This window comes from Nakamurella lactea DSM 19367 (assembly GCF_000426645.1).
GTDB classification, from domain to species: Bacteria; Actinomycetota; Actinomycetes; order Mycobacteriales; family Nakamurellaceae; genus Nakamurella; species Nakamurella lactea.
In genome coordinates this window covers 131,256-157,037 of record NZ_AUFT01000008.1, presented here as the reverse complement: position 1 = coordinate 157,037, position 25,782 = coordinate 131,256, and the positions used below count along the sequence as shown (strand labels likewise).

The following is a 25,782-nucleotide window of genomic DNA, read 5'->3' as shown; positions in this document are numbered from 1 at the left end:
CGCAACACCCGGTCGGTCCAATTCAGGGCAGTAGCGCCAACTTGCCGACGGTGGCTCGCGCCTCGAGGTCGGCGAGTGCTCGCGGCCCATCGGCCAGCGGATAGGTAGTGGGCCGCCCGGGGCCGAGGACTCCCGTTGCCAGAAGCCCGAACATTTCGGCCATCACCTCGCCGAAGATCTGAGGCGCCGACCGGATCAGCGTTCCCAGATTCAGCCCGATGAGCTGGATCTGGTGCCGGTACACCAGGTCCCAGTTGGTGAGAGTCGCCGCGCCGCCGGCGACACCGAAGACCACCACCTTGCCGGTGACCCGCTTGGCCGCGGCCAGGCTGGCCTGGAAATTGGCGCCACCCGCAGATTCCAGGACCAGATCGACGCCGGCACCGCCGGTCAGCTGGAGCACCTCGGCGGCGATGTCCGCACCGCGCGAGTCGATGACGTGGTCGGCGCCGAGCGTTCGCAGCAGATCGTGCTTACCCGGGGAGGCGGTGCCGATCACCGTTGCACCATAGTGTTTGGCCATCGTCACAGCGGCCTGTCCGGTGCCGCCGGCGGCGGCGTGGATCAGCACGGTCTGCCCGCCCTTCAGGTCACCGAACGGGCGGAGCGCCGCCAACGCCGCGGGCCAGCTCACGCACAGCCCAACCGCCTGCTCGTCACCCCAGCCGCTTGGAACCGGAACCGCGCCGGCGGCGGCGAGCACCATGTACTCGGCGAACGCGCCGCCGTTGGCACCGACGCCGATGACGTGTGCGCCCGGGCCTGGGCTCGTTACCCCCTCCCCGACGGCGACCACCTCACCGGCACCCTCGATGCCGGCGACGTACGGCGGCCGCGGACTCCAGTCGCCTGCTTCGCCCCTTGACCGTGACAGGTCGAGGAAGTTGAGGCCGGCGGCCGTCACCCGAATCAGTACCTCGCCAGGTCCGGGGTTCGGGACCGGTGCGTCCGTCATCAAACCCAGGTCCTGCGGGCCCCGGTACGAGGTCTGCAGGAGCGCGCGCATCGTGGAGGGGGTTTGCATGAGGTGCTCCTTTTTTTGTTGATCGACCAATAATCCCGCCGATGCCACCGTAGCGCAGCTCGGCGGTAATATTGATCGATCATCAAAGAAATGTGGAGACCGATGGCAGCTCGCGGCAGACCTCGCACGTTCGACCCGGACATCGCCCTGCGCCAGGCGCTGGAGGTGTTCTGGGAACACGGCTACGAGGGCACCTCGCTCAGCGACCTGGCCCGGGCCATGGGCATCGCCTCGGCCAGCATCTATGCGTGCTTCGGCAGCAAGGACGACCTGTTCCGCAGGGTCATGGCGCTCTACGGCAGCACAGCAGGCGCGCCGCCGCGGAACGCGCTCACCGAACACGCGACCACCCGGGACGCGATCCACGCCATGCTGCGCGCGACCGCGGACCAGATCACCCGCTCCGACGCACCCCACTACTGCATGCTCATCCTGGCCGCGCCGACCGGCGCCGTGGAGAACGACGCGATTCGCGAATTCCTCGCCGACATCCGGCGCGAGCAGTTCGCCGCGATCAGAGGGCGCCTCGCCCGGGGTGTCGTCGAGGGGGACCTCACCGTCCCTGCCGGTGATCTGGACGCCGTTGCCCGCTTCTACGCCACCGTGGTGCAGGGCCTGTCGATCCAGGCCCGTGACGGTGCGGACCGCGGCGAACTGGAAGCGGTGATCAGTGGCGCGATGGCCGGCTGGAACGCGCTCACGCAGCGTTCTCACATCCAGTGAGCTAGCTCCGCCTCAGCGCGAGACACCTGAGCCCGAAACATCTACCGCGCCAACACCTGTGGCAACCAGCCGGCGATCGTCTCGCGGATCAGGGGCAGGTCCTTCTTCAACGAATGGTCACCAGCCACCACCACGACCCGGCAGGTCGCCGATCCCTCCGGCCGGCCGAACGGATCCCGCTCGCCCTGGATCACCAGCGCCGGAACGGTGACCCCGGACAGTTCCTCCTGCCGCGATTTCTCCGGCCGACCCGGCGGGTGCAGCGGAAAGGCCAGGCAGAGCACCCCGGCGCTGCCGGTGCCCGCCGAGGTGCGGCAGGCGACCCTGGCACCGAACGAGCGGCCGCCGGTGACCAGCGGGAGACCGGCGAACTCCGCGTCGGCGCCGTGCAACCACTCCGCAACGGTCGTCCAGGCAGTGTCCACCTGGGCCGCCGGTGCCGGCGCCTTCCGGCCGGCCACCCGGTAGGGCTGCTCGATCAGCGCGGCCGCCATTCCCAGGTCGAGCGCCACCCGCGCGGCGGCCTCCAGGTCGCCGGCGGTGATCCCGCCGCCGGCGCCGTGTCCGAGCATCAGCAGCCCGATCGGTGCGCCGGTCGGTCGGTGCAGGTGCAGCCTGGCCGGGCCGTGTGCAGTCTCGACCTCGGTGACGTCAGCCACTCGATCATTCATCGGGCCATTGTCCGTCAGGTCGACGCCGGCGGCGCCCCGACATCCGGTCCCGTCGATTCGGTCGGGTCGACGGTATCGGCCGCCGCCAACAGGTTTCGATGCTCCCAGTACTCCCGGATCACCTTCTTCGGCACCACCATCTGCCAGGCATCGAGCACCAGCTCGCGCATCTCGGCCAGGTCCAGCGCGGCCAGCCGGGCACACACCCAGTTGAAGCGCAGGTCGGATTCCCTCGGCAGCAGGAATTTTGCCGGCTCGGAGGCGACCAGCGCGTCGCGTTCCAGCTTCGGGAAGCCGAATCCCAGCACCGTCTCGTCCGGCGAGATCGACAGGAAGACGATGCCGCGCACCCGGAACTTGCGCCGTTCGTGCACCCACGCCTCCTCGGCCCTTGGCAAGGTGCGGGCCAGTGCGGCGATCTGCTCGGCCGTCACCACGAGCGTTCTCCTTTGCTTCGGCTGCTGGTTCAGAACAGCGCGGGCTGATCCAGGTACGGCTGCCGGCCGCGATACAACGTCAGCACAACGCCGACCCGCTGCACACCCCGACCGTCTTCACTGAACCCGGTGCGGCCCAACAGCTCAAGAGCCAGCCGGTGGATCTGGTCGGCATCGTCGGTAGCGACCGGCAGGGCCAGCCGGGTGGCCACCGACTGCTGGTCGTCGTAGCGGACCACCACCTCGAGCCTGGATGCCAGCTGACCTCGGGAGTCCAGCCGCTCCACCGCGGAATCGGTCGCGGCGGTCAGCACCTCGGCCACCCTGGTCGCCGACCTCGAGGTCGGCGTCACGGTCCGCTCGCCGCTGATCAGCCGGCCGGGCTTCGGCGCCTGCACCGCGGCGTCGTCGGTGCCCATCGCGATCGACACCAGCCGACGGGCCATCGCCAGCCCGACCACCGCGGCGAGTTCCGGCAGCTCGAGCCCGTCCAGATCACGGACGGTATGGATGCCGAGGTCGCACAACCGTTCCCGGGTGACCTGACCGACGCCCCAGACATCGGCGATCCGCAGCTCGTCGCGGAGCTGCTGCTCGGCGTCGCCGGCGATCACCACCAGACCGTCGGGCTTCGCCCGCCGACTGGCCAGTTTGGCCACCAGTTTGGTGCGGCCGACGCCGACGCTCAACGGCAGGCCGATCTCGGCGCGCACCTCCCGGCGGAGCCGGCTGCCGACGTCCACCGGATCGCGGTCGCCGACATCCAGGAACGCCTCCTCCATCGAACCGGGCTCGATCGCGACGGCATACCTGGCGAACAGCGCGAACAGCTCCTCGCTGGCCTGCCGGTACGGCTCGGCCCTGGCCGGCACCGTGACCAGCTCGGCGCACCGGCGACGGGCCTGGTGCAGCGTCATCCCGCCGTGGATCCCGTAGGCACGGGCCGGGTAGTTCGGGCAGGCCACCACCTCACCCAGCCCGGCGATCACCACGAACGGCACGTCCAGCAACTCCGGGCGATCCCTGGCCTCCACCGAGGCGAAGAACGCATCTGCGTCGGCATGCAGGATCGGCTGCCCGTCGGGCGCCACCGTCTCGGGGGTGAGGCCGGCCGGGAACGACAGACCGGGAACCGTCGCGGTGTTCGGTACCTGCATGGAGCACAGGATGGACCCTGAGTCCGACAGTCCTGTTCGGACGAGCTGGCCGTCCCCGCGGCTGGATCGGGAGCCGTTCGGGCCACCGCCTAAGATCGACACGTGTCCGCTTCCTGGTTCCTGACCGTCCCGCTCGCGGTACTGCTGCTGGTTCCGGCGGCCGCGGCAGCGTCGGCCGGCCTGCGGGGTCGGGCCGGCACCCTGCCTGCGGACTCGAAACTGGGAGTGCACGGTCCGGCAGCAGCGGTCTCGCCGGCCGCCTCCGCGATGGCCAACCGGGTCGCAGCGCCGGTGGTGCTGGCCGCCGCCGCGGTGTTCGTCATCGGCGCGATCCTGACCCTTGCCCTCCGGCAGCCGACGGGGACCACCCTGGTGATCTTCGCGGTGGCGCTGATCGGCGGTATCGCGCTGCTGATCGCCGGCGGCTCACTCGGCGAGCGCGCGGCCGCGACGGTGCCGAAGCCTGCGGCCAAGCCGGTCGGCTGTGAAGGCTGCGCCTGCGGATCCGGCGGCTGCGCCGGACTCACCCGGTCGGCAGCTGCTCAGGCGTAGGGCGACCCGGCTCGGGCCGAGTCCCGGGCCCGACTCGCAGGACCGAGTCCCGGCCGCGGCCGACGGGCGCCGTTCGCGATGGACTAATCTGCAGGAACGGCGGAGGGGCTCGCCGTCAACCGCGTCGGCTGCTGTTCCGGATCAGGTGCAGTTCCGGATCACCCGCAGTGCCGCCGCCAACGGTCCCTACCTCGACAGTTCTGTCCAGACCTGGAGGTAGCGCGTGCCCGACCGATCCGAGCGTCATCGGACCAACCTTCCCGACGGCTTCACGGTGATCGACCCCGATGTCGATCTGCACGATGCCGACCAGCTCGCCGAGACCCGCCCGCGGGAGTGGGACCTGCTGCTGGCGATCTCGGCCGGCGGGGTGATCGGCACCCTCTCGCGGCACGGGCTGGACCTCGCAGTTCCGCACCCGCCCGGCGGTTTCCCCTGGTCCACCCTGCTGGTCAACGTCTCCGGCTGCCTGCTGATCGGCGTGCTGATGTCGCTGCTGTTGCGTCGCCCGCATCCGCCGCGACTGCTGCGGCCGTTCCTCGGGGTCGGCGTGCTCGGCGGCTTCACCACGTATTCGACGTTCGCCGTCGACGCGCAGACCCTGGTGCTGGCCGGCCGACCGACAGCCGCGCTCGGATACCTGGCGCTCACCATGGTCGCCTGCCTGCTGGCGGTATGGCTGGGCTGGGTGGTGACCGGATCCGTCACCCGCCGCGGCATCGGTCCGGTGCCCGGGCCGGGCCCGGCGGACGTCACGCCGGCCACGCCGGAGGCCAGGGGATGACGGTGCTGCTACTCGTGGTCGGCGCCGCCGTCGGCGCGCCTTCCCGATATCTGATCGACCGGTTCGTGCAGTCCAGGCACAGCAGCGTCTTCCCCTGGGGCACGCTGGGGGTCAACATTCTGGGGTCGTTGATCCTCGGCGGGTTGGCCGGGGCGAACGCCGGCCTTGATCCGCAGCTGGCGATGCTGATCGGCACCGGCTTCTGCGGTGCGCTGTCGACGTTTTCCACCTTCGGATTCGAAACGCTCCAGCTGACCAGGTCCGGCGCCCACCGGCAGGCGGTGGCCAACGTCGTGGTCACCCTGCTGGCCGGACTGGGTGCCGCCTCGCTCGGCTGGACGATCGGACAGGCGTTGGTCTGACGGCGGGTACGTTTGTGCCCGTGACCGAGCAACCCGAGAACGGACAGCAGAACGGCTCGCCGACGCCACCGGACCCGCAGGGTCCGACGGAGACGGCGCCGGACGGGATGGCCCCCGAGGACATCGCCGAGGAAGACGCGCTGGTGCTGACCACGGTCGCTGTGCCCTACGGCGACCGGCTCACCACCTACGACGCCGCCGGCTCCGGCATCATCTGGCAGGTGCCGGCCACCCTGCAGGCGAAGATCGCCGCCGGATCGTTGCCCCGGCGCGAGGGCGGTGAGGGCACCACCGCACAGTGCGTGGTGGTCGACCAGAAGCGGCTGGTGCTCAAGGGTCTGGAGGACGACCAGTGGCCGGTGACGGTGGTCGACGAGAAGACCCTTCCGGTGCCGATGGATGCCTACCGGGAGCGGATCCGGCAGATGCTGGTGCAGGCCGCCCGCCGCGGTGAGGCGGTGATCTTCTCCCGGCCGGGGCTGGCCGAGATGGAGCCTCCGTGCGTCCGCTCGTCGGTGGTCCGCGATGACGACGGCGCGTGGCTGTCGGTGGTCGAGGCATTCCCGGCGGTGAACCTGGAGGGCTGGGCCGACGCCGAACATGACGAGGACGGCGCCGCCTCCCGCAAGTACGCGATCGCGGACGAGGAGACGATGACCGGCGCCGCCATGTTGATGCTGATGGCCGCCCAGACCTTCGCGCCGGGTCCGGAACAGATCGGGCTGTTCTTCGAGGAGTCGGCCGACGGGCCGTGGGGCGAATGAGTGCACCGACCGGCGGGTCGACGATGCGCGCCGCCGTGCTGCACGTGGACCGCAGCATCACCGTCGAAGACCGCCCGGTGCCGCAGCCGGCCCCCGGAGAGGTGCTGATCGAGGTGGGCGCGGTCGGCGTCTGCGGCTCCGACGTCCATTACTACCGCGATGGCCGAATCGCCGATCATGTGGTGACCGGCGACCTGATCCTCGGTCACGAGGCGGGCGGCTCCATCGTCGCGGTCGGTGCGGGTGTCGACCCGGCCAGGGTCGGCAGCCGGGTGGCCATCGAGCCGCAGAAACCGTGCCGGGTCTGCGCCGCCTGCAAGCGCGGCCAGTACAACCTGTGCCCGCGAATCGAGTTCTACGCCACACCGCCGATCGACGGCGCTTTCTGCCAGTACGTGGTGATCGGCAGCGACTTCGCCTTCGACGTCGCCGATTCCGTCAGCGACGAGGCAGCCGGCATGCTCGAACCGCTTTCCGTCGGCATCGCTGCCGCCCGCAAGGCCCGACTGCGACCGGGGGACCGGGTACTGATCGCCGGCGCCGGCCCGATCGGCGTCATCATGGCGCAGACCGCCCGGGCCTTCGGCGCCGGCGAGGTGATCGTCTCGGATCCGATGGAGCAGCGCCGGGACACCGTGCAGCGGTACGGAGCGACCGGTGTGATCGACCCGGTGGCCGACGGCGGCGCGTTCGCAGACCTGCAGGTGGACGCCTTCATCGACGCCTCCGGTGCGCAACCCGCTGTGCTGTCGGGCGTTTCGGCGGTTCGGCCGGGCGGCACCGTGGTGCTGGTCGGCACCGGGATCGACAGCATGCCGCTGCCCATCCCGGCGATCCAGAACGGCGAGCTGAACGTCACCGGCATCTTCCGCTACACCGACACCTACCCGCTGGCGGCTCGGTGGGCGGCCGACGGCACGGTGGAGTTGGACTCGCTGGTCACCGCGACCTTCGGCCTGGCCGAGGTGGAGCAGGCATTGTCGGTAGCCGGTGCTCCCGACCAGCTGAAGGTGGTCGTGCACCCCGGTCGCTGACGGCGTCTGGTGGTGAACGGTCCGTCGTGAGGGCGGGGCCTCGGATTCCCGAACCGGGCACCCGGTGCGCGGTCGATTGCCGTGGGCGAACAAGATCGTGTGAACGTCGAGCGGGTCCTCAGGCGTCATACACGTATGAGCCGTTCCGCGGTGCCTGCGAGTGAGGGGGAGACAGTGCCGCGTCCCGACAGATCTGACGACGCGGGGGTGGAGCAACTGTTCCGCAAGCACTACTTGGATCTGGTGCGCCTCGCGAGCCTGTGGACCGTCAACACCGCGGAGGCCGAGGACGTCGTCCAAGACGCCTTTGCAAACCTGCAGCTCTCCGAGATCTCGTCGCCATTGCCGTTCCTTCGGACTGTTGTGGCCAACCGCGCGCGGTCGGCGGTACGCCGCAAGAACAGCGAGCGCCGCGCGATCGACAGACTTGCGGCTGCGCCACTGGCAGGAGCAGACGTGTCCGAGGATCCGCTGGCGGCCTTCGATCGGGCGCTGATGCTGTCGATACGGCGGCTCCCCAACCGACAGTAGGACGTCCTGATCCTCCGCTTCTATCTGGATTGGTCGACCGAACGAACGGCCCATGAGCTGGGCATATCCGTCGGCGCGGTGCGTTCCTCCACGCACCGCGCCATTCAGTCGTTGAAATTGTGGATGGCGAGGGACACCGATGAACACAGATGACATCGCGCGTGCGCTCCGGCGACAGGCAGCGAGCGTGACCGAGGACCAGCTGCGAGGCCCGGGCGAGGTGCGGGCACGCCCCAGCAACCACCGCCGGCGTCATCGGAATAGCCTCCTCGCCATTGCTGCCGGCCTGGTGGCGATCGCAGTAGTGACCACATCGATACTGCTCATGCGACCCGACTCCGGGCCCCTACAGGCGCAACCCCAGCCGACACCGGACCAGCAGGTGTCGCCCCGGGTCACTGGGACGCAGGCTTCGACTCGCGTCACTGAGACGCAGGCTCGGGTCGAAGTCGAGCGCGGCATGACCTTCCACAACGACGAACCACAAACGGCGAGCGGCGCCTGCAGTAAAGACGGCTATGTCGAGAATGCCGGCCAACTGAAATCGAAAACAGCCATCATCGTGCTCGGCAAGGTGACCGCCGTGCGCAAGGATCTCAGCGTCCTTGCGACAACTTCGGCACCGACGAGCAACGATCTGGGCAGCTATACGCCGGAAGTCACACTCCTGCCGAGAATCCTCACGGTCAGCGTTCAGCAGACGATCTCCGGAGATGTTCGCGCAGATTCGGCCTTTGACATGACCGACGTCGGGTGGACGCGCGGCCAGATCGACGATCCGAATTGGTATCCGCTGACCATGCCGGGACGGCGCGCCTCGAGGACGGATCGACGGCAGTCTTCGCGCTCCAGAAGGACCCAGACGGGTCCTACCACTTCACCTGCTCGGGCGCTTTGCCGGTGGATGCCAGCGGCCGTATCGCCGGAGCGCCAGGCAGTGACGATCCCCTGGTTCGTGAGGTCACCGGCCTCACCGTTGCCGAATTCATCAAGAAGATCCAGGGGTAGCAGGTCGCCCTTGACGTCCACGCGCGCCGGACCGCCGACGGATCGGGCGACGGGTCGGTGTCGCGCCCGAGGACCGACCGAGCGGGTCCGTGCGGATCGGCCGACAATGGTCGGCGACCCGAGGAGGCCGACATGATTGGTTTGAGGACACTGGGTGTCGCACTGATGGCCGTCATCCTGGCGGTACCGCTCACGCCCGCGGCAGCGGGCGCCGACCGGACGGCGACCGGGCACCGAGCCGCCGCCACCCGCGCCGCCGCCGCGACCGACGTGCTGGCATCGGGGCTGAGCATCCCGTGGGGCATCGCCGCCCTGCCGGACGGGGGTGCGCTGGTCACCGAACGCGACTCCGGGCGGATCTGGCGGGTCAAGCCGGGCACCAGGGCGAGCGTCGTCTACACCGTCACCGAGACCCGGCCGGCGGGCGAGGGTGGCCTGCTCGGCATCGCCCTGTCACCCGACTTCGCCCGGACCAAGGCGTACTTCATCTACTACACGACGGCGACCGACAACCGGGTGGCCAGAGTGGTTCTCGGCTCGACGGCGCGACCCAAGCCGATCGTCACCGGGATCCCGAAGGGCACCATCCACAACGGCGGGGGACTGGTCGCCAGGTCGACCGGCTACCTGTACATCGGAACCGGCGACACCGGCAACCGGGCCCTCGCGCAGAACACCAAGAGCCTGGGCGGCAAGGTGCTCAAGGTCAACCTCAACGGAGCGGCAGCATCGGGCAACCGGTGGGGCCGCGTGTCGTCGATCGGCCACCGGAACGTGCAGGACCTGGTGTTCTCGCCGGGCGAGAAGCGGCTGTGGGCCACCGAACTCGGCCAAGACACGCACGACGAACTGAACTACCTGGTGGTCGGCGGCAACTACGGCTGGCCGATCTGCGAGGGCGTCTGTCACCGCGCCGGATTCCGCGACCCGGCCCGCACCTGGAGCCCCGCGCAGGCCTCACCGTCCGGAATCACCACGGTGACCACGGGCTCCGTCACCCGGTTCTACGTCGGCGCCCTTCGCGGGCAACGGGTCTGGAAGATCGCCGTCTCGGGAGCCACCGCGCCCAGCGCGACCCCCAAACTGATCGGCACCTACGGCAGGATCCGCGGCGTGCAGGGTCGCGGCGACGGATCGCTGTGGATCATGACCAGCAACGGTGGCGGCACCGACCGGGTGATCCGGCTGCGCCCGGCACCCTGATCCGGCCGCGGCGGCCGAGCTGCGGCGCGGTCCGCTCGACCGACAGGCGTGATACGTCAGTAGACGTCCACCGCGGCCTTCGCCAGGGTGAACCCGTGTCCGGTCCGGGTGCTGCGGCAGTCCACGCCAGTGGTGGCGCTGCTGCACCGGAACTGGCCGATGGTCAGGGATCTGCCGTACGGCAGGATCTTCGGATGTACCTCACCCGGATCACCGTTGCAGGCCGTTCCTGCCCGGCCTGCCGCGTCGATCATCAGCTGGTTCACGGCCCTGGCGCTTGCGGCGGGGCACAGCGACGGTGCATCCGTCGGGGTCGGCACAGTGAAGTCGTAGCTGAAGATGACGCACCGCACCGTGTCGGTCATCTCGCAGTACAGGTTGCCACTCGGACTCTTGAAGTTGTGGATCGCGTGGTCGGCGAAGTCGTCCGGGTTGACGGCACTACCGGCGGAGCTGGTTCCGTTACTGCCCGGACCGGCCTGCGCGGCGATGCCGGGAGTGCGGTTCACCGCGAACCAGGCGGTGCTGACGCCGATGTGTTGCGGTGCAGGGAATGTCTCGGTGCCGTTCGGTCCCAGCGGGCCGTACGGAACCGTCCACAGGGGAGCGCCGGCGTCGATCGGGGTGTGCTCGGTGGACGCCACCAGCACCACGTCGCCGCTGTGGCCACCTGTGCAGGAGTAGGCGCCGACGTAGCCATCGGCCCGGCCGCCCCAGGCGCCGCCGATCCGGATGCTGCAGAACGCTCCGTTGGTCAGTTTCAGCGCCCAGGGCAACGGCTCACTGCTCGCGGCACCGTCGGGCAGCGGCTCGTCGGCGGCGAAGACCCGGATCGTCGGATCGTCCGGGGTCGACATGCAGTAGACATGCCGAGCATCCTGCGGCCAGCAGGCCGGTGCATATAGCGCCGACGGTCCGCACTGGTACACCTGCGCGGTGCGGCTGACCGGTGACTGTCCGCACCCGGAAATCGATCCGTCCTGCGACTCAGCGGCGAAGCCGGACTTCAGCTTTCCGACCGCAGCCAGCGGGCTGAACTCGATCACCCTCGTCGCCGAACCGGTTGCGGTGCCGGTGCTTCGCGCCGTACTGCTGCGAAAGGTCGTCGACGGGTCGGGCTTCGACCGGGTCGGTGTCGTCGATGCCGGTGGGGTGGTGGGGATCGGTGAGGCAGCCGTCGTCGTGGTGTTCGTCATCGTTGTGTTCGTCATCGACGGAGTCGTCGACCTGTCGGACGCGGACCGGGATAGCGACGGTGACGCCGGCGGGGTGGCGATCGGCAGCAGGCCGGTCGTTCCGGCGCCGACGGTCGATGGACTCACGGAGACCGACGCCGGCCCGGTCGAGGTCGCAACGGCCGCCGTCCCGGTGACCGTCGAACAACCCGCCGCGGCCACCGCCAGCAGCGACACCATCACCGCGAGACGCCGCGTGAGTCCGTCCATCATGACCACCGTGCCGATCCGGATCAGCCCGACCACAACTGTCAGTCAGCGACAAGTGTGATCTGTCGGCAGCCGGATGGCAATCCTCACCCGATCGGCGGCAGAGCAGTCAGCCTTGGATGTCGCGGCGATGGTGGGCGTCGCCGTCAGCCGATCCGGTGGCGATGCGTCGAGGTCCGGCGCAGCCGGCCGACGACGAACAGCAGTGCACCGGCCGCCAACAACAGGACTCCGATGGTCAGCCATCCGGTCGGGTCGAACCCGGTCGACGCCAGCCCGTCGTCGGCCGCCGGCGGGAACGCCCCGGGGCTCGATGTCGGCGGCACGCCGGCCGTCGAGGTCGGGCCGGTGCTGGTGGCCGGCGGGCCGGAAGTCGTTGGCGGCGCTTGCGGTGCGAGGGCGACCACGATGCTCGTCGTCGCTTCGGCGGCGGCCAGGTCGGCGGTGCCGGCGAAGGCGACCACCAGTTGCGCGGTGGGATCCGCGGCGGTCGGGGTCAGCGAGCAATCGGCGTTTCCGGCCGCATCGGTCACGGCGGTACAACTCACCGAGCCCAGGGTGAAGGTGACTCTCAGACCGGCGACGCTCACCGCGGTGGCCGGTGCCGGCGCGGCCGCGACCCGAACCGCGGAGATGCCCCGCAACGGATGCCCATCCACCGCGGCGGCGACCGTCGGGGCCGGAGCTGATGAAACGATGCGCAGTTCGGCACTGACCGCGAGCGGGCTGCCGGCGGTACCGGCGTCCGGGCCGAGATAGTCCAGGGTGGTAGCCGCCGGCGCGACCGAGATGTCCGATGCGACAGCGGATTCCAGGTAGTCGGTGGTGCCGGCGAAGGTGACGGAGATCGGCCCGGCCTGGGCCACCGCGGTCGGCGTCAGCTCACACGCTGCGGTGCCGTCATCCCCGGTCGTTGCCGTGCAGGCCAGCCCGCCCCGGGTGAAGTCGACGAGCTGTCCGGCGATGGTGGCGTCGGCCGCGGTATTCGTCAGCACGGCCGAGACCGTCAGCGGGGCACCGACAATGCCTTCGGTCCCGCCGGTGTAGGCCAGTGCGGTCGGTGCCGGCGTCTCCACCACGGTGGCCGTCCCGGCAGAGCCGAGATAGTCCGCGGTGCCGGAGTAGGTGGCGGTGATCTCGTCGTCGCCGACCGGCAGCGCGGTGGTGACGCAGCCGGCCACCCAGTGGCCGGCCCGATCGGTGGGCGTCACTGCCTCACAACCCTCGATGGCGGTGCCGGCCAGGGTGAAGGCGACGGCGCCGACCCCGTCGTTCGGGCTGACGGCCGCCTCGATGGTGACGGCGGTGCCGAACGCTGCCGTCTCCGGCGCGGTGACGGCCGTCGTCGTTGCCGCCGGCGCCACCGAGATGTCCGCCGTGGTCGTCGATTTCAGGTAGTCGGTCGTCCCACCGAAGGTCACCGAGAGCGGGCCGGCCTGGGCGATCGCGGTCGGGGTGAGGGTGCAGGTGGCCGTCGCGCTGTCGTCCGTGACGGCGGTGCAGGTGATCCCGTCGGCCAGGGTGAAGACCACGGTCCGGCCGGAAAGCGGCACCGGGTCGGCGCCGGCAATGTTGGTCAGCACCGCCGAGACCGCCAGCGGCGCAGCGACGGTGCCGGCCGTCGCGCCGGTGTAGCTCAGTGCCGTCGGGGCCGGCCGCACGGTAGCCGTCGCCGAGTCGGCGGAGCCGAGGTAGTTGTCGGTGCCGCTGAAGGTGGCGGTGATCTCGTCGTCGCCGACCGGCAGGATGGCGGTGGTACAGGACGCCGTCCACCTCGCGGGCTGCACGCTGTCCTGGACCAGCGCGACCGCGTCACACCCGGCCAGCGCAGTGCCGCCGGTGGTGAAGGCGACGGTGCCGCCGTCGGTCGGCGTCACCGTCGCGGTCACGGTGACCGGGAGGGTGAAGTCCGTCGGTGTCGGGTCGATGGTCACCGTGATGGCGGCCGCTGCCTTGGCGATCGTCACCGCGCCCGATCCGTCCGACGTCAGGTAGTGCGGGTCGCCGGCGAAAGTCACTGTCGCGTCCGAGGTACCGGCCTGACGGACGAACACGTTGCAGCTGGCGATTCCGCTGGCGTCGGTGTTGCCGCCGCAGCCGAGGCCCTGGAACGAAAGGTCGAGCCGGAGGCCGGCGACCGGTTCACCGGAGAGGTGGTCGATCGCCTTGCCGGACAGCGCCAACGCGCTGCCGACCGTCCCGGTGGCCGGTCCGACGTAGCTGATGTCGACGGCTCGCTTCTGCACCTGCACCGTTGCGTTGCCGAGGGAGTCGGCATAGGTGTCGTCCCCGGAATAGTGGGCGGTGACCTGCTGCGAACCGGCCTCGAGGCCGTCGGTGACGCACGTGGCCGTCCCGTCCGTCACCGGCACCGCAACGCATCCGGTGATCGCGACGCCGGCAACCTCGAAGGCGACCGTTCCGGTCGCGCCGGCCGTCACCGCTGCGGTCAGGGTGACGTCATCGCTCCACGGAACGGGGTTCGGGGCTGCGTGCACGGAGGTGGCACTGGCCTTCTTGGCGACCAGGACCACGCCGTCGATCTGCTCACCCTGGTAGTGGACGTCTCCGTTGTAAGCCACCGTCACCGCCAGATTGCCGACCCGATTGGCCGTCATGCTGCAACTCGCGATGCCGGCCGCATTGGTGTCCGCCGTACAGGAGAGGCCATTAGCCATCCCGAACCTCAGCGTCTGGCCAGGGACCGGACCGGTGGCACCGTCGGCGGCATTCGTCAGCTCCGCCGAGACCTGAACAGGGGACCCGATCGTGCCCGTGGAGGCACCGGTGTAGGCGAGCGCCGTCGGCGCGGGGTTTACCGTCACCGTTGCCACTGGGCTGGTGGAAGGGAAGAACTTGCCGAATCCCGAGAAAGACGCGACGTAGCTGTGGGCGCCGACGTCCAGCGAGGCGGCTGGAACGGTGCAGGTGGCGGTCGAACTCGTCACCGGGACGTCCTGGCAGACGGTGGCGCCGCCGCCGCTGAAGGTGATGGTGCCGCCCGCGACGACGGGCGAGACCGTCGCGGTGAGGGTCGCGGTCTGCCCGTAGAAGATGCTGGCCGGCGCTGTCTGCGTGGTGGTGGTCTCAACGAGTACCGGCGGGTCCACGGTGATGGTCACCGAGCCCGCGTTTCCCGAGCATTGCGGCCACACCTGTTCGTTGGAGAAGCAGTAGGCGAAGGCGTCATTGCCGACGAACCCGGCGTTCGGGGTGTAGGTGAAGGAGCCATCGGTGTTGAAGTCGCTGACAACGCCGTTCGGTGGCGAGCTCTTCAGATACAGCGTGTCCTGCGGTCCCGGGTTCCGCGAGCCCTCCAGCAGCCCCGGTGCATTGACGGTGAGTGCTTCGTCCTGGACGGTCGTGTAGAAGTGCAGGGCAACGAACGGTTCGTCGATGAACAACGACACGATGGCGGGGTCCGATACGCAGGAGCCACCACCGGGCGCCGCGACCAGGCAGTAGCTGAAGGTGTGCTCGCCGGTGGCTCCCTGCGGGTCGTAGTCGAAGGATCCGTCGGCGTGCAGGGACACGGTGCCGGCATCCGGCGGGGACATCACCAGCGGCTGATACCCGTCGGTGTCGGAGTCGTTGGCCAGCACCCCTGGAGCGTCGACGACCAGGTGCTCGCCGGCGTCGCCGGGGTAGAAGTCGTTGGTTGCCACCGGATCTGCGGCGGCCCGCGCTGCCGGAACACTGGTCGCCAGCAGGCCGCAGCCGATCAGGGCCGTGATCGCCACCGCGATGCCGCTGCGGCGTGCAGTGCGACGCAGCGCCGCAGTCAGCCGGGTCTGCCGGTGTCGGCCGGATCGATGGCGGTCAACGAAGCGCACAGGTGTGCCTTTCAGGACGACGGGAGGCAAGACGGAGATTCCCCAGAATTCGGTCAGAACAAATCAAATCTATGGGGCGACGCCTGTTGTCGCAATGGCACCATCAGCACCCATTCGGGTGAATCCCCCCGTTCCCGTGCTCTCGAACGGCGACCGTGCGGAGATCGTCTCATCGATTCGAGCGGCCGCATGGGTCTTGGCGACCGCCGAACTTCGCTCAGTTGAGTGACGGTTCGAGCGGCTGATAGGCCGCCAGCGCCAGCGGCAGGCCCTGCCGTCGCAGCACCCTGAACCACAGATCGACGCTCGGGCCGGCGAGCACGTCATCGGCTTCCGAATCCAGCACGTACCACGACCCCTGGTCGATCTCGTCAGCCAATTGACCTGCGCCCCAACCGGAATGTCCGGCATAGACGCGAGCGCCGCGCAGCTGGGTGAAGATCTCCAGCGGATCGGAGTCCAGGTCGACCAGCACGAGTTCGCCGGAGACCCTGGCCAATGGCCTGGCCACCGGGTCGAGCAGGGAATCGATCTCCTGCTCCAGCGAGCCGGCCGGTGCGGAGGTACCGGCCCGGCGCACGCCGACACACAGCGCGGACGAGGATCCGACCGGGCCGCCGTAGAACATCGCCCGCGGCTTGGACACCCAGCGCTCCCAGCCCGGCAGCACCGTCTGCACCGAGGTCTCCGACGGCCGGTTCAGCACCACGCCGAGGGTGCCGTCGTCACCGTGCGCCAGTAGCAGGATGACGGTCCGCTGGAACGACGGATCGATCAGGCTCGGGGTGGCCACCAGCAACGAACCAGGGCCGAACGACGGACGATCCATCCGTCGATTCTGCCCCGCCCGCACCCCCGACGGGCGTAGCGGGGTTGTCCCGGAGTCGGCGCCACCCGGGGCGCCCCCGCCCGACGGCGTAGCGGGGTTGTCCCGCCGGAGGCCGGGACAACCCCGCTACGCCTGATGGGGTCAGAGCGCGCGCAGGATGTCCTCGACCCGGTCTTTGGCGTCGCCGAAGAGCATCTGGCTGTTGTCCTTGAAGAACAGTGGGTTCTGCACGCCGGCATAGCCGGTGGCCATCGACCGCTTGAACACCACCACGTCGCGGGCGTCCCAGACGTGCAGCACCGGCATGCCGGCGATCGGGCTGCCCGGCTCGTCAAGCGCCGCCGGGTTCACCGTGTCGTTGGCGCCGATCACCAGCACCACGTCGGTACCGGCCAGATCGCCGTTGATCTCGTCCATCTCCAGCACGATGTCGTAGGGCACCCTCGCCTCGGCCAGCAGCACGTTCATGTGTCCTGGCAGCCGGCCGGCGACCGGATGGATGCCGAACCGCACCTGGGTCCCGTTCGCCCGCAGCCGCGCGGCCAGGTCGGCCACCGGGTGCTGGGCCTGCGCCACCGCCATCCCGTAGCCGGGGGTGATCACCACGGACGTGGCCTGCCGCAGCAGCTCCGCGGTCTGATCGGCGGTGATCTCCCGATGCTCGCCGTACTCGGTGCTGTTCCCGCTACCCGCGCCGGTCGTGCTGCCGGCGCCGAAACCGCCGGCGATCACCGAGAAGAACGAGCGGTTCATCCCCTTGCACATCAGGTAGCTCAGGAACGCGCCCGAACTGCCGACCAGCGCGCCGGTGACGATCAGCAGGTCGTTGCCCAGCATGAAGCCGGCGAACGCCGCGGCCCACCCGCTGTAGGAGTTGAGCATCGAGATCACCACCGGCATGTCGCCGCCGCCGATCGAGGCGACCAGGTGCAGCCCGAAGGCCAGCGCGATCACCGCGACGATCAGCAGCAGCACCAGGCTGGGGGAAACAGCGAACCAAATGGTCAGGGCCAGGGTGACGATCAGCACCAACAGATTGAGCAGATGCCGGTGCGGCAACATCAACGGGGCTGACGAAATACGAGCAGACAGCTTGCCCCAGGCGATGATCGAGCCGGTCAGCGTCACCGCGCCGACGAACACCCCGAGCACGATCTCCACCAGGTGGATCCGCAGCTCGCCGCCGGACAGCGGCTCGTGCTCGAGGTAGGTGTTGAAGCCGACCAGCACCGCGGCCAGCCCGACGAAACTGTGCAACATGGCGATCAATTCCGGCATGCCGGTCATCTGCACCTTGCGCGCACGCCAGATGCCGATGCTGGCGCCGATCGCCATCGCGACCGCGATCAACAGCAGGGTGAGCAGTGCCCCGCGGCTGGAGTCCCGCACCGCCACCACGGCGGTGGCAACGACCGCGATCGTCATTCCGGCGATGCCGAATCGATTGCCGCGCTTGGCGGTTTCGTGCCGGGACAGGCCGGCCAGCGCGGCGATGAACAACAGCGCCGCGAGGATGTAGGCGACCTGGACGGTCGCATTCAGCGTCATCGCGGTCAGTCCCGCCGGAACATGCCGAGCATGCGGTCGGTCACCGCGAAGCCACCGAAGATGTTGATCGAGGCGACCACCAGGCCGGCCAGTGAGATCAGCATGATCGCGGTGTTGCTGCTGCCCACCTGCAACAGCGCGCCGACCGCGATGATCCCGGAGATCGCGTTGGTCACCGACATCAGCGGGGTGTGCAGCGCGTGGGTGACGTTGGTGATGACATAGAAGCCGACCACCACCGCCAGCGCGAACACCGTCAGGTGCCCGAGGAAGGCCGGTGGCGAGAAGGTCGCGCCCAGCGCGAACAGCACCGCCAACAGCCCGAGGATGACGGTCCGGCGGCGCAGGCCGCCGGGAAGCGTTGCAGCGTCCGGCTTCTCCGCCAGCGCAGCGGGATCCGGGACAGCCGCGGCGGCCGGAACGGCCGCGCTCACCGCGATCGGCGGTGGCGGCCACAGCACCCGGCCCTGGTGGGCCACCGTCATCCCGCGGAGCACCTCGTCGTCCAGGTCGACGGCCGGCGCCGCGGTTCTGGCTCCGGCCTCAACTGTCGCGGTCCCGGGCGTAGCGGGGTTGTCCCGCTCGGGCGTAGCGGGGTTGTCCCGCTGAGGCGTAGCGGGGTTGTCCCGCGGGGGCGTAGCGGGGTTGTCCCGCTGAGGCGTAGCGGGGTTGTCCCGGTCGAGCAGCTTCACCAGATTCACCATGTTGGTGCCGAACAGCTGGGACGCCTGGGTGGGTAGCCGGTCGGCCAGGTCGGTATAGCCGAGAATCGTCACCCCGTTGTCGGTGACCACGCGCTCGCCGGGCACCGTGCCGGCGACGTTGCCACCGTTTGCCGCGGCCAGGTCGACCAGCACGCTGCCGGGCCGCATCACGGCCACGGTGGCGTCGGTGATCAGCCGGGGCGCGGGCCGGCCGGGGATCAGCGCGGTGGTGATCACTACGTCGGCGGCCCGTGCCTGTTCGTCATACATCTTGGCGGCCAACGCCTCCGCGCCCCCGCTGAGTTCGGAGGCATAGCCGTCGGCCCTGGTCTGCTGCGCGTCGCCCAGATCCAGCCGGACGAACTCGGCGCCCATCGACTCGACCTGTTCGGCCACCTCGGGTCGCACGTCGAAGGCGAGCACCCGGGCGCCGAGGCTGTTGGCCGCGCCGACCGCGGCCAGCCCGGCGACGCCGGCCCCGACGACGAAAACCCTGGCGGGCTGGGACTTCCCGGCCGCTGTGACCTGCCCGGAGAACAGCCCGCCGTAGGCATGCGCCGCCTCGATCACCGCCCGATACCCGGCCAGGTTCGCCATCGAGCTGAGCACGTCCAGCGACTGCGCCCGAGAGATCCGCGGGACGGCATCCACTGCCAGCGCGGTGACGTTCGCCCGGGCCAGCGCGGCGAGCAGTTCGGGGGATCGGGCCGGCGCCAGCTGGGCGGCGAGCAGGGCACCGGGCCGCAGCAGGCCGATCTCGTCGGCGGTCGGCGGGCCGATCATGGTGACCAGCTCGCAGGCGAACACCTGCTCTCGTTCGGACAGTTCGGCGCCGGCAGCGGCGTAATCCGCATCGGGGAATCCGGCGACGGTGCCGGCCTGGCGCTGCACCCGGACCCGGTGCCCCAGTCCGATCAGCACACCGACCGACTTGGGCGTTGCAGCCACCATCTGCCGGCCGGGGGTCGACTCCCGCGGAACTCCGATCAGCACGCCGCCTCCTCGCCGTCGACACCGTTGACGTTCGGGGCCGACCCTGCTGTGACCGTACTGCCCGCCGTCCCGGACCCTGGATTGGGTGCAATTCGGCCGAGACTACGCGGCCAAATTTCCCCGATAACGGGGGTTCCAGTCAGGTTCGTGCCCTGGTACCGAACCCGGTCCAGCGCAGTTCTGCGGGCAGGTGGCTCTGGTCGTTGAACATGACGAGTCCGGGCGGCAGCTGGGGCCGGTATTCGATGACGGTGAGTGCGGTGTTGGCGCTGTCCAGCCCGAGCCAACGGGCTGGTGGAGCGTCCAAGGCGTGGCGGACCAGCCAGGCGATCGGGTACGCGTGGGTGATCAGCAGCTCGTGGGTGTCAGGGGCATCGGCCTCGGGGGCGGTGCCGAAACGGACGACCAGGCGCTCCGCGATCCGGTTCCCGGCTGCGGCGTCGGTGGCGTCATAGCCGTCGAAGAACGGGATCCAGCCGGCGGGTGTCTCCGCGGGAGTGGGAACGTACGGAACGTGGTCGATCAGTTCGGCGGCCTCGGCGGCGGGAGTGCCAGGGCGCAGGAGCGGTGCCAGTTCGCGAGTACTTTCGACGGCCCGTGGCAACGGGGAGTGCCAGACCGCGTCGAACTCGATGTCGGCCAGACGCCGGCCGAGCAGAGCGGCCTGTCGCCGGCCGATGTCGGTGATTTCACCGAACGCGTCCGCCTCTCCGTGACGGGCGACGTAAAGGTGGCGGGTCACGATGGCACGCTGACGATGGTCCCGGTGGTGCCGTCGATGGTGATGGTGGTCCCGTCGCGGATCTCGGTGGTGGCGTTCCGGCAGCCGAGGACTGCGGGGATACGCAACTCGCGGGCGACGATCGCGGCATGGCAGAGCACGCCGCCGGTCTCGGTGACGACTCCGGCGGCGATCCGCAGCAGCGGCGTCCAGCCCGGATCGGTGTAGGGGCAGATCAGGATGTCGCCGCGACGTACCCGGTGGAAGTCGTCGGCGCCCCGGACCACTCGCGCCACGCCGGTCGCGGATCCGTGACTGCCCGGTGTTCCGGCCAGGGTGGCAGTCGGGGCGGTCCGAATTCCGACGGTCTGCGGTGCGGCGGCGGTGACCGGCCGGGACTGCAGGATCCAGAGTTGGCCGCCGGTGATCGCCCACTCGACGTCCTGCGGCCCGCCGAGCAGGTCGGCGATCTTGTGGCCCATTGCGGCGAGCCGGGTGAGCTCCGCACTGTCGAGCGCCGGCCGGTTGCTGGCGTCGGCCGGCACCGGCCGGGTGACCAACCGTCCGCCATCGCGATCAATGCGGGTTCGCTTGTCCGAGATGGTGCTGTCGATCGACCCGTCCGCGGCCACCCGGTAGGAATCGGGGGTGACGATTCCGCCGACGACGCTGGGACCCAGACCCCACGATGCCTCGATCGCGGTGCCATCGTTCGCGCCCGCCGGGGTGAACATGACGCCGGAGACCTCGGCATCGACGAGGCGTTGAACGAGCACCGCCATCGCCGGACGTGCCGGCGGCCGGTCCTGATCGGTGCCACTGGGATCTGCACGACGTCGGTAGCTGACGGCGCGCGCCGAATGCAGTGAGGCCCAACATGTTCGGACTGCGTCAGCGACGTCGTGGACACCACGCACTCCGAGCACGCTGTCGTGCTGACCGGCGCCTGACGCGTCATTCGTGTCCTCGGAATCGGCTGACGAACGGACCGCGACCGGCACGTCACCGAACTCTTCCAACCCGTCGGCAAGAGCGCCGATCAGCCCGGCTGGGAGAGGACGGCGGAGGCCGTCAGGCAAACCGTCGGCGGCCGCCCGGAAGCTGTCGAACGGGATGACGAAGCCGTCGGGCACCGGCAGCCCGGCGGCCAGCAACGCAGCCAGCGCGGCCGCCTTACCGCCGCTTGTCCCGGCGGCGGCGTCGCGGAGGGCGACGATCATCCGGACCTCTCAACAAAACGTTGACAACATTCTGTTGATTCTGCAGGGTGGGGACCATGGAACGCAATCAGGAGAGCGACGAGGCGGCCCGTCGCGATCACCATCGAGCGCGCCGGGAACAGGACGCCGGCGAGGTTCTGCGCCGGCTCGGCGCCGAAACGCTCGCCGCCCGTCCATGGCGGCCGCCGCCGGCCCCGCCGTCCGCCGTTGACCTCGCTCATTTCGCGCTCTGGCGCGCCGGCAATCTGGACCCCTCGGGGGTGCTGAGCGCACTCACGCTGCTGCCCGCCGCCCGGGCCGAGATCGACGGACTCGAGGCCGGGCTGCTGTTCACCGCCCGGAGCGCCGGCCTCACCTGGGCGCAGATCGCGGAGGCGATGGGATTCAATTCCCCGCAGGCCTGCCAGCAGTACTTCAACCGGCTGGCCGGCCGACAGAGCGCCGACTCATGACCCACAGCTCGCGTCCCGAACTGCTGACCCTGCATGCCGTTCGCCTCCTCGGATTCGCCGACACCGCGGCGATCACCCGCCGCTATTGCATGGATCCGGCCCGGACCGCGGCGCTGCTCGAGGACTTCCAGGTGCGCGGCTGGGTCGAACGCGCCGCCTTCGCCGACCTCGCCGGATGGTCCCTGCGCGAGTCCGGCCGTCAAGAGAATGAACGCCGGCTCGCTGCCGAGCTCGATCAGGTCGGCGCCGGCGACGAGGTCCGCGCGGTCTACCGCGACTTCCTGCCACTCAACACCCGCCTGCAAAAGGCTTGCACCCGTTGGCAACTGCGCCCCACCCCGGGTGATCCGCTCGCCGTCAACGACCACTCCGATCCCGCCTGGGACGACGCCGTCCTCGACGAGCTCGCCGCCATTCACCGCGGACTCACTCCACTCGCCGAGCGGCTGGGCGGCTCCCTCACCCGGTTCCGGAGCTACGACCCGCGATTCGCCGCCGCACTCCAGCAGGCCTGGCGCGGGGACGGCGGCTGGGTCGACCGCACCGACCTCGACTCCTGCCACCGCGTCTGGTTCGAACTCCACGAGGACCTGATCGCCACCCTCGGCCTCGTCCGCCACCCGTAGCCTTGACACCCGCCCAGATATCGCGAGAACCGAGCCGGCCGGTACTCGTTCAAGGCTCGGGGCTGTCACATTCGCTGGGAACACGGTGTCTTCATGCCGAACAATCCAACTGGCGAGGAGAACACGATGGCGTTGCGAGTTCCGAAGGCAGAGGTCCCCACCGAAATCAGGGAGAACCTGATCGAGCAGCTCGGGTCCGTGCCCGAACCGGTCGAGGTCCTCTACAACAACCCCGAAGTGGCGATGGCCAGCCAGGAATTCTCCGCCGGCGTCGCCGGCTGGGGCGCTGCCGACGCGAGCCTCAAGACGTTCGCGCACATGGCCGTCGCTGCGCAGGTCGGTTGCAGCTGGTGCCTGGACGTCAATTACTTCCTGGCACAGAACCAAAACCTGGACCTGACGAAGGCCAGCCAGGTGCCGCGCTGGCGGCAGTCGGAGGTGTTCACGCCGCTGGAGCGGGACGTGATGGAGTACGCCGAAGCCATGACCAATACGCCGACGACCGTCACCGACGGGTTGTCGGCGAGCCTGCTGGAGCGGCTCGGCCCGGCCGCGCTGGTTGAGCTCACCGTATTCATCGGCTTCGCCAACCTGTCGACCAGATGTAATACGGCGCAAGGGATCACGTCACAGGGCTACTCCGATAGCTGCCAGATCCCGCTGGCCGCACGGCCAGCACGCTCGGGCGTAGCGTCCACGGCATGACTGACGACCCGTTCGTCGCCCATCGCAGCCTGCTGTTCACGGTCGCCTACGAGATGCTCGGGTCGGCCGCCGACGCGGAGGACGTGCTGCAGGAGTCCTGGCTGCGGTGGGCCGACGTCGACCGCAGCCAGGTGCGCGACTCGCGGGCGTATCTCGTCAGAATCGTTACCCGGCAGGCGCTCAACCGGCTGCGAACGTTGTCGCGCCGCCGTGAGGAGTACATCGGCCATTGGCTGCCGGAGCCGCTGTTGACCAGCGCTGATGTCGCCGACGACGTCGAACTCGCGGAGAGCGTCTCGATCGCGATGCTGACCGTGCTGGAAACGCTCGGCCCGGCCGAGCGCGCGGTGTTCGTGCTCCGCGAGGTCTTCGACCTGCCGTACGAAGAGATCGCCGAGGCCATCGGGAAGTCCGCGGCCGCGGTGCGGCAGATCGGTCGGCGGGCCCGCGTGCATGTGGCGGCCAGGCGGCCGCGGGTGCGGGTCAGCCGGTCGGAGCAGCAGGCCGTGGTGGAACGCTTCCTACTCGCCCTGCGCACCGGCCAGTTGCTGGAGCTGATGGAGGTGATGGCACCGGACGTGGTCCTGACCGCTGATGGCGGCGGGATCGTGGCCGCCGCGCTGGCTCCGATTCACGGGGCCGAGCTGGTGGCGAAGGTGCTCGCCCGCGCACATGGACTGGAGGCCGGGTTCGAGACGACGACCGTGTGGCTCAACGGCGCGCCGGCGGGCCGGTTCGAGATCAACGGCGAGACGACCGCGGTGAGCGTCGTCGTGGAGGACGGAAGCATCACCCGGATCTATCTGATGCGAAATCCGCAGAAGCTGACACGGCTGGACAGGCCGGCCGCACTCGCCAGGTGACCGCTGGTCACCCAGCCGACCACTGATCACCCAGCTGGGTGGACAGTCCACACGGCAGCTACGGCCATCGCCAGACCCCTGGAACTCACGTAGCGTCGATTCGTGACCAGCCGTCAGCAGCTCGGCGCCGCCGCCGGCGACCGCTACGGCGATGACGCGCGCCATCCCAGCGTCCGCGGGCCCCGCGCGCTGCTCGCGCTGCGCGGCCTGCGGCAGCTGGTGATTCTGCGACTGCTCGGCGCACTCGGCGACGGCGCGTTCCAGGGTGCGCTGGCCGGGGCGGTGCTGTTCAGCCCGGAGCGCCACTCGGACGCCACCTCCATCGCCGCCGGCTTCGCCGTGCTGCTGCTGCCGTACTCGGTGCTCGGACCTTTCGCCGGGGCGCTGCTTGACCGTTGGAGCCGGCGGCAGGTGCTGGTCTGGGCGAACCTGATCCGCTGCCTGCTGGTGCTGGTGGTCGCGGTCGCCATCGCGGCCGAGGCGCCGGAAGTGGTGTTGTTCGTCACCGCGTTGTTCGTCACCGGCGCCTCCCGGTTCGTCGGTTCCGGGCTGTCGGCGGCCATCCCGCACACCGCGCCGGCCGACTCGCTGACCGGCGCGAACTCGCTGTCCACCACGGTGGGCTCGATCGCCACATTGATCGGCGGCGGCGTCGCCTTCGGACTGCGGGCACTCATCGGCGACACCCACTGGCCGATCGCGTTCGTCACCTGCAGTGTGGTGGTCTTCTACCTGCTGGCCGCCTGGTCGGCCACCCCATTCAGCCGCCGGGCGCTCGGGCCGGACGAGACCGACGAGCCGCCGCAGCCGCTGTTGGCTGTACTGCAGGGCCTCGGCTCGTCGCTGCGGTACCTGGTGCGCAAACCCAGCGTGGGCCTGGCCATCGGGGTGGTGATGCTGGTTCGGTTCTGCTTCGGACTGGCCACGCTGTTGGTGCTGCTGCTGTTCCAGCACCACTTCGTCGGGCACGGCATCTTCGCTGCCGGGGTGGCCGGGATCGGACAGGTGCTGGCGGTGGCCGGCGCCGGGTTGCTGGCCGGCGCGGTGTCGACCGCCTGGTTCGCCCGCCGACTCGGCATGCACCACTACCTGGTGATCCTGCTGGTGGTGTCCGCGATGGTGGTGCTGGTCGCCGGGTCGCGGTTCACCGAGCCGATGACGATGCTCACCGCGTTCGTGCTGGCCTTCGGCTACCAATCGGCGAAGGTCTGCGCCGACACCGTGGTGCAGTCCGACTCCGACGATGCGCACGTCGGCCGGGTGTTCGCGCTCTACGACACCGGCAACAACGTCTTCTATGTGGCCGCCTTCGCGGTCGGCGTGTTGCTGGTGCCGCCGGACGGCCGGACGGTCGTCGCGCCGATCCTGATCGCCGTCGTCTACCTGATCGCCGCCGGCTGGTTCTGGTGGGGGACGCGGGCGTTGCAGCGGCGCGCGGTCTGATCGTTACGGATCTGCCTCGGCGTCCGCTGGATCGTCCGCCGTGAGTCGGCCGATCAGCAGACGAACCAGTGCGGCCTCGATCGGCAGACCCGTGGCCCAGCCGCCGTCGAACCCGTTCAACCCGGCGCGCGCATGCTGGTGATGGACGTG

27 protein-coding genes are annotated in these 25,782 nt (G+C 69.8%); 15 read left to right on the top strand and 12 right to left on the bottom strand.

Annotation, left to right across the window (positions count from 1 at the left end; genetic code table 11):
• Positions 1-22 precede the first annotated feature (22 nt).
• On the bottom strand, positions 23-1,024 hold the full coding sequence (locus K340_RS0110630) for a quinone oxidoreductase family protein (protein ID WP_029136688.1): 1,002 nt from the start codon (positions 1,022-1,024) through the stop codon (positions 23-25).
• Between the two features lie 102 nt (positions 1,025-1,126).
• Between K340_RS0110630 and K340_RS0110625 the strand changes: the two genes are divergently transcribed.
• Positions 1,127-1,747: a TetR/AcrR family transcriptional regulator gene (locus tag K340_RS0110625; protein ID WP_029136687.1), complete on the top strand. Its 621-nt coding sequence runs from the start codon at positions 1,127-1,129 to the stop codon at positions 1,745-1,747.
• A gap of 41 nt (positions 1,748-1,788) precedes the next feature.
• Here K340_RS0110625 and K340_RS0110620 read toward each other — a convergent pair whose 3' ends face one another.
• From K340_RS0110620 to K340_RS34165, 3 genes are read right to left on the bottom strand one after another with little or no spacing between them, the layout of a single operon-like run.
• Positions 1,789-2,418: an alpha/beta hydrolase family protein gene (locus K340_RS0110620; protein WP_029136686.1), complete on the bottom strand. Its 630-nt coding sequence runs from the start codon at positions 2,416-2,418 to the stop codon at positions 1,789-1,791.
• Positions 2,419-2,432: 14 nt separating this feature from the next.
• Positions 2,433-2,852: an MmcQ/YjbR family DNA-binding protein gene (locus K340_RS29160; protein ID WP_211229377.1), complete on the bottom strand. Its 420-nt coding sequence runs from the start codon at positions 2,850-2,852 to the stop codon at positions 2,433-2,435.
• Between the two features lie 32 nt (positions 2,853-2,884).
• A complete protein-coding gene (locus tag K340_RS34165; RefSeq protein WP_084614261.1) occupies positions 2,885-4,012 on the bottom strand; it encodes a Y-family DNA polymerase in 1,128 nt (375 codons plus the stop codon).
• Positions 4,013-4,114: 102 nt separating this feature from the next.
• On the opposite strand from K340_RS34165, the gene K340_RS29150 reads away from it, so the two are divergent.
• From K340_RS29150 to K340_RS37495, 7 genes are all read left to right on the top strand, one after another.
• Positions 4,115-4,564: a hypothetical protein gene (locus K340_RS29150; RefSeq protein WP_051265799.1), complete on the top strand. Its 450-nt coding sequence runs from the start codon at positions 4,115-4,117 to the stop codon at positions 4,562-4,564.
• Positions 4,565-4,787: 223 nt separating this feature from the next.
• Positions 4,788-5,348, top strand: a complete 561-nt coding sequence (locus K340_RS29145) for a fluoride efflux transporter FluC (protein WP_084614260.1) — start codon at positions 4,788-4,790, stop codon at positions 5,346-5,348.
• The gene (crcB, locus tag K340_RS0110595; protein WP_029136685.1) at positions 5,345-5,710 is read left to right on the top strand and encodes a fluoride efflux transporter CrcB; all 366 of its coding nucleotides are present in this window, start codon (positions 5,345-5,347) and stop codon (positions 5,708-5,710) included. Before K340_RS29145 ends, crcB begins: the two co-directional genes overlap by 4 nt.
• A gap of 20 nt (positions 5,711-5,730) precedes the next feature.
• Positions 5,731-6,474: a condensation domain-containing protein gene (locus tag K340_RS0110590; protein ID WP_154674183.1), complete on the top strand. Its 744-nt coding sequence runs from the start codon at positions 5,731-5,733 to the stop codon at positions 6,472-6,474.
• Positions 6,471-7,508: an NAD(P)-dependent alcohol dehydrogenase gene (locus tag K340_RS0110585; RefSeq protein WP_029136683.1), complete on the top strand. Its 1,038-nt coding sequence runs from the start codon at positions 6,471-6,473 to the stop codon at positions 7,506-7,508. Before K340_RS0110590 ends, K340_RS0110585 begins: the two co-directional genes overlap by 4 nt.
• A 207-nt stretch (positions 7,509-7,715) precedes the next feature.
• Positions 7,716-8,039: an RNA polymerase sigma factor gene (locus K340_RS0110580; RefSeq protein WP_029136682.1), complete on the top strand. Its 324-nt coding sequence runs from the start codon at positions 7,716-7,718 to the stop codon at positions 8,037-8,039.
• Between the two features lie 6 nt (positions 8,040-8,045).
• Positions 8,046-8,192 carry a sigma factor-like helix-turn-helix DNA-binding protein gene (locus K340_RS37495; protein ID WP_084614302.1) on the top strand — a complete coding sequence of 49 codons (147 nt, stop codon included), beginning with the start codon at positions 8,046-8,048 and terminating at the stop codon, positions 8,190-8,192.
• Positions 8,193-8,732: 540 nt separating this feature from the next.
• Here the strand turns inward: K340_RS37495 and K340_RS35810 are convergent.
• Complete coding sequence (locus tag K340_RS35810; RefSeq protein WP_154674182.1) at positions 8,733-9,068, bottom strand: hypothetical protein; 336 nt, start codon at positions 9,066-9,068, stop codon at positions 8,733-8,735.
• Positions 9,069-9,179: 111 nt separating this feature from the next.
• Here K340_RS35810 and K340_RS29140 point away from each other — a divergent pair, with 111 nt between their 5' ends.
• Positions 9,180-10,250, top strand: coding sequence for a PQQ-dependent sugar dehydrogenase (locus K340_RS29140; protein ID WP_084614258.1), 1,071 nt, complete (start codon positions 9,180-9,182; stop codon positions 10,248-10,250).
• 56 nt (positions 10,251-10,306) lie between these two features.
• Here the strand turns inward: K340_RS29140 and K340_RS34160 are convergent, their stop codons facing one another.
• Positions 10,307-11,107: a hypothetical protein gene (locus K340_RS34160; protein WP_051265792.1), complete on the bottom strand. Its 801-nt coding sequence runs from the start codon at positions 11,105-11,107 to the stop codon at positions 10,307-10,309.
• 79 nt (positions 11,108-11,186) lie between these two features.
• Between K340_RS34160 and K340_RS29130 the strand changes: the two genes are divergently transcribed.
• Positions 11,187-11,756: a hypothetical protein gene (locus tag K340_RS29130; protein ID WP_037363989.1), complete on the top strand. Its 570-nt coding sequence runs from the start codon at positions 11,187-11,189 to the stop codon at positions 11,754-11,756.
• Positions 11,757-11,841: 85 nt separating this feature from the next.
• Here K340_RS29130 and K340_RS0110555 read toward each other — a convergent pair whose 3' ends face one another.
• The 6 genes from K340_RS0110555 to K340_RS0110530 all read right to left on the bottom strand — a co-directional run bounded on the left by K340_RS0110555 (position 11,842) and on the right by K340_RS0110530 (position 21,543).
• Entirely contained in the window at positions 11,842-15,528 is a 3,687-nt protein-coding gene (locus tag K340_RS0110555; RefSeq protein ID WP_029136679.1) for an Ig-like domain repeat protein, read from the bottom strand.
• Between the two features lie 217 nt (positions 15,529-15,745).
• Positions 15,746-16,357, bottom strand: a complete 612-nt coding sequence (locus tag K340_RS0110550) for a YqgE/AlgH family protein (RefSeq protein WP_051265787.1) — start codon at positions 16,355-16,357, stop codon at positions 15,746-15,748.
• A gap of 141 nt (positions 16,358-16,498) precedes the next feature.
• On the bottom strand, positions 16,499-17,905 hold the full coding sequence (pntB, locus tag K340_RS0110545) for a Re/Si-specific NAD(P)(+) transhydrogenase subunit beta (RefSeq protein ID WP_029136677.1): 1,407 nt from the start codon (positions 17,903-17,905) through the stop codon (positions 16,499-16,501).
• 5 nt (positions 17,906-17,910) lie between these two features.
• Positions 17,911-19,602, bottom strand: coding sequence for a Re/Si-specific NAD(P)(+) transhydrogenase subunit alpha (locus tag K340_RS0110540; RefSeq protein ID WP_029136676.1), 1,692 nt, complete (start codon positions 19,600-19,602; stop codon positions 17,911-17,913).
• A gap of 139 nt (positions 19,603-19,741) precedes the next feature.
• Positions 19,742-20,347 carry a histidine phosphatase family protein gene (locus K340_RS0110535; RefSeq protein ID WP_029136877.1) on the bottom strand — a complete coding sequence of 202 codons (606 nt, stop codon included), beginning with the start codon at positions 20,345-20,347 and terminating at the stop codon, positions 19,742-19,744.
• On the bottom strand, positions 20,341-21,543 hold the full coding sequence (locus K340_RS0110530) for a PEP/pyruvate-binding domain-containing protein (RefSeq protein WP_029136675.1): 1,203 nt from the start codon (positions 21,541-21,543) through the stop codon (positions 20,341-20,343). The genes K340_RS0110535 and K340_RS0110530 overlap by 7 nt, the downstream gene beginning before the upstream one ends.
• Before the next feature lie 56 nt (positions 21,544-21,599).
• Here K340_RS0110530 and K340_RS0110525 point away from each other — a divergent pair, with 56 nt between their 5' ends.
• The 5 genes from K340_RS0110525 (at position 21,600) to K340_RS0110505 (ending at position 25,632) form a co-directional block, all read left to right on the top strand.
• Positions 21,600-21,995, top strand: a complete 396-nt coding sequence (locus tag K340_RS0110525; protein WP_029136674.1) for an SANT/Myb-like DNA-binding domain-containing protein — start codon at positions 21,600-21,602, stop codon at positions 21,993-21,995.
• Positions 21,992-22,621: a hypothetical protein gene (locus K340_RS0110520; RefSeq protein WP_029136673.1), complete on the top strand. Its 630-nt coding sequence runs from the start codon at positions 21,992-21,994 to the stop codon at positions 22,619-22,621. Before K340_RS0110525 ends, K340_RS0110520 begins: the two co-directional genes overlap by 4 nt.
• A gap of 126 nt (positions 22,622-22,747) precedes the next feature.
• The gene (locus K340_RS0110515; RefSeq protein ID WP_029136672.1) at positions 22,748-23,326 is read left to right on the top strand and encodes a carboxymuconolactone decarboxylase family protein; all 579 of its coding nucleotides are present in this window, start codon (positions 22,748-22,750) and stop codon (positions 23,324-23,326) included.
• Positions 23,323-24,189: an RNA polymerase sigma-70 factor gene (locus K340_RS0110510; protein ID WP_029136671.1), complete on the top strand. Its 867-nt coding sequence runs from the start codon at positions 23,323-23,325 to the stop codon at positions 24,187-24,189. Before K340_RS0110515 ends, K340_RS0110510 begins: the two co-directional genes overlap by 4 nt.
• A gap of 102 nt (positions 24,190-24,291) precedes the next feature.
• On the top strand, positions 24,292-25,632 hold the full coding sequence (locus K340_RS0110505) for an MFS transporter (RefSeq protein ID WP_051265785.1): 1,341 nt from the start codon (positions 24,292-24,294) through the stop codon (positions 25,630-25,632).
• Positions 25,633-25,782 lie beyond the last annotated feature (150 nt).

Bases quoted from the DNA above. Each gene is read 5' to 3' on its own strand.
- K340_RS0110620 (WP_029136686.1), bottom strand. From the start codon at position 2,418: ATGAATGATCGAGTGGCTGACGTCACCGAGGTCGAGACTGCACACGGC.
- K340_RS0110515 (WP_029136672.1), top strand. From the start codon at position 22,748: ATGGCGTTGCGAGTTCCGAAGGCAGAGGTCCCCACCGAAATCAGGGAG.
- K340_RS0110585 (WP_029136683.1), top strand. From the start codon at position 6,471: ATGAGTGCACCGACCGGCGGGTCGACGATGCGCGCCGCCGTGCTGCAC.
- K340_RS0110630 (WP_029136688.1), bottom strand. From the start codon at position 1,024: ATGCAAACCCCCTCCACGATGCGCGCGCTCCTGCAGACCTCGTACCGG.
- K340_RS0110525 (WP_029136674.1), top strand. From the start codon at position 21,600: ATGGAACGCAATCAGGAGAGCGACGAGGCGGCCCGTCGCGATCACCAT.
- crcB (WP_029136685.1), top strand. From the start codon at position 5,345: ATGACGGTGCTGCTACTCGTGGTCGGCGCCGCCGTCGGCGCGCCTTCC.
- K340_RS0110625 (WP_029136687.1), top strand. From the start codon at position 1,127: ATGGCAGCTCGCGGCAGACCTCGCACGTTCGACCCGGACATCGCCCTG.
- K340_RS34160 (WP_051265792.1), bottom strand. From the start codon at position 11,107: ATGTCGACCCCGGACGATCCGACGATCCGGGTCTTCGCCGCCGACGAG.
- K340_RS29140 (WP_084614258.1), top strand. From the start codon at position 9,180: ATGATTGGTTTGAGGACACTGGGTGTCGCACTGATGGCCGTCATCCTG.
- K340_RS34165 (WP_084614261.1), bottom strand. From the start codon at position 4,012: ATGCAGGTACCGAACACCGCGACGGTTCCCGGTCTGTCGTTCCCGGCC.
- pntB (WP_029136677.1), bottom strand. From the start codon at position 17,905: ATGACGCTGAATGCGACCGTCCAGGTCGCCTACATCCTCGCGGCGCTG.
- K340_RS0110510 (WP_029136671.1), top strand. From the start codon at position 23,323: ATGACTGACGACCCGTTCGTCGCCCATCGCAGCCTGCTGTTCACGGTC.
- K340_RS0110520 (WP_029136673.1), top strand. From the start codon at position 21,992: ATGACCCACAGCTCGCGTCCCGAACTGCTGACCCTGCATGCCGTTCGC.
- K340_RS0110550 (WP_051265787.1), bottom strand. From the start codon at position 16,357: ATGGATCGTCCGTCGTTCGGCCCTGGTTCGTTGCTGGTGGCCACCCCG.
- K340_RS0110530 (WP_029136675.1), bottom strand. From the start codon at position 21,543: ATGATCGTCGCCCTCCGCGACGCCGCCGCCGGGACAAGCGGCGGTAAG.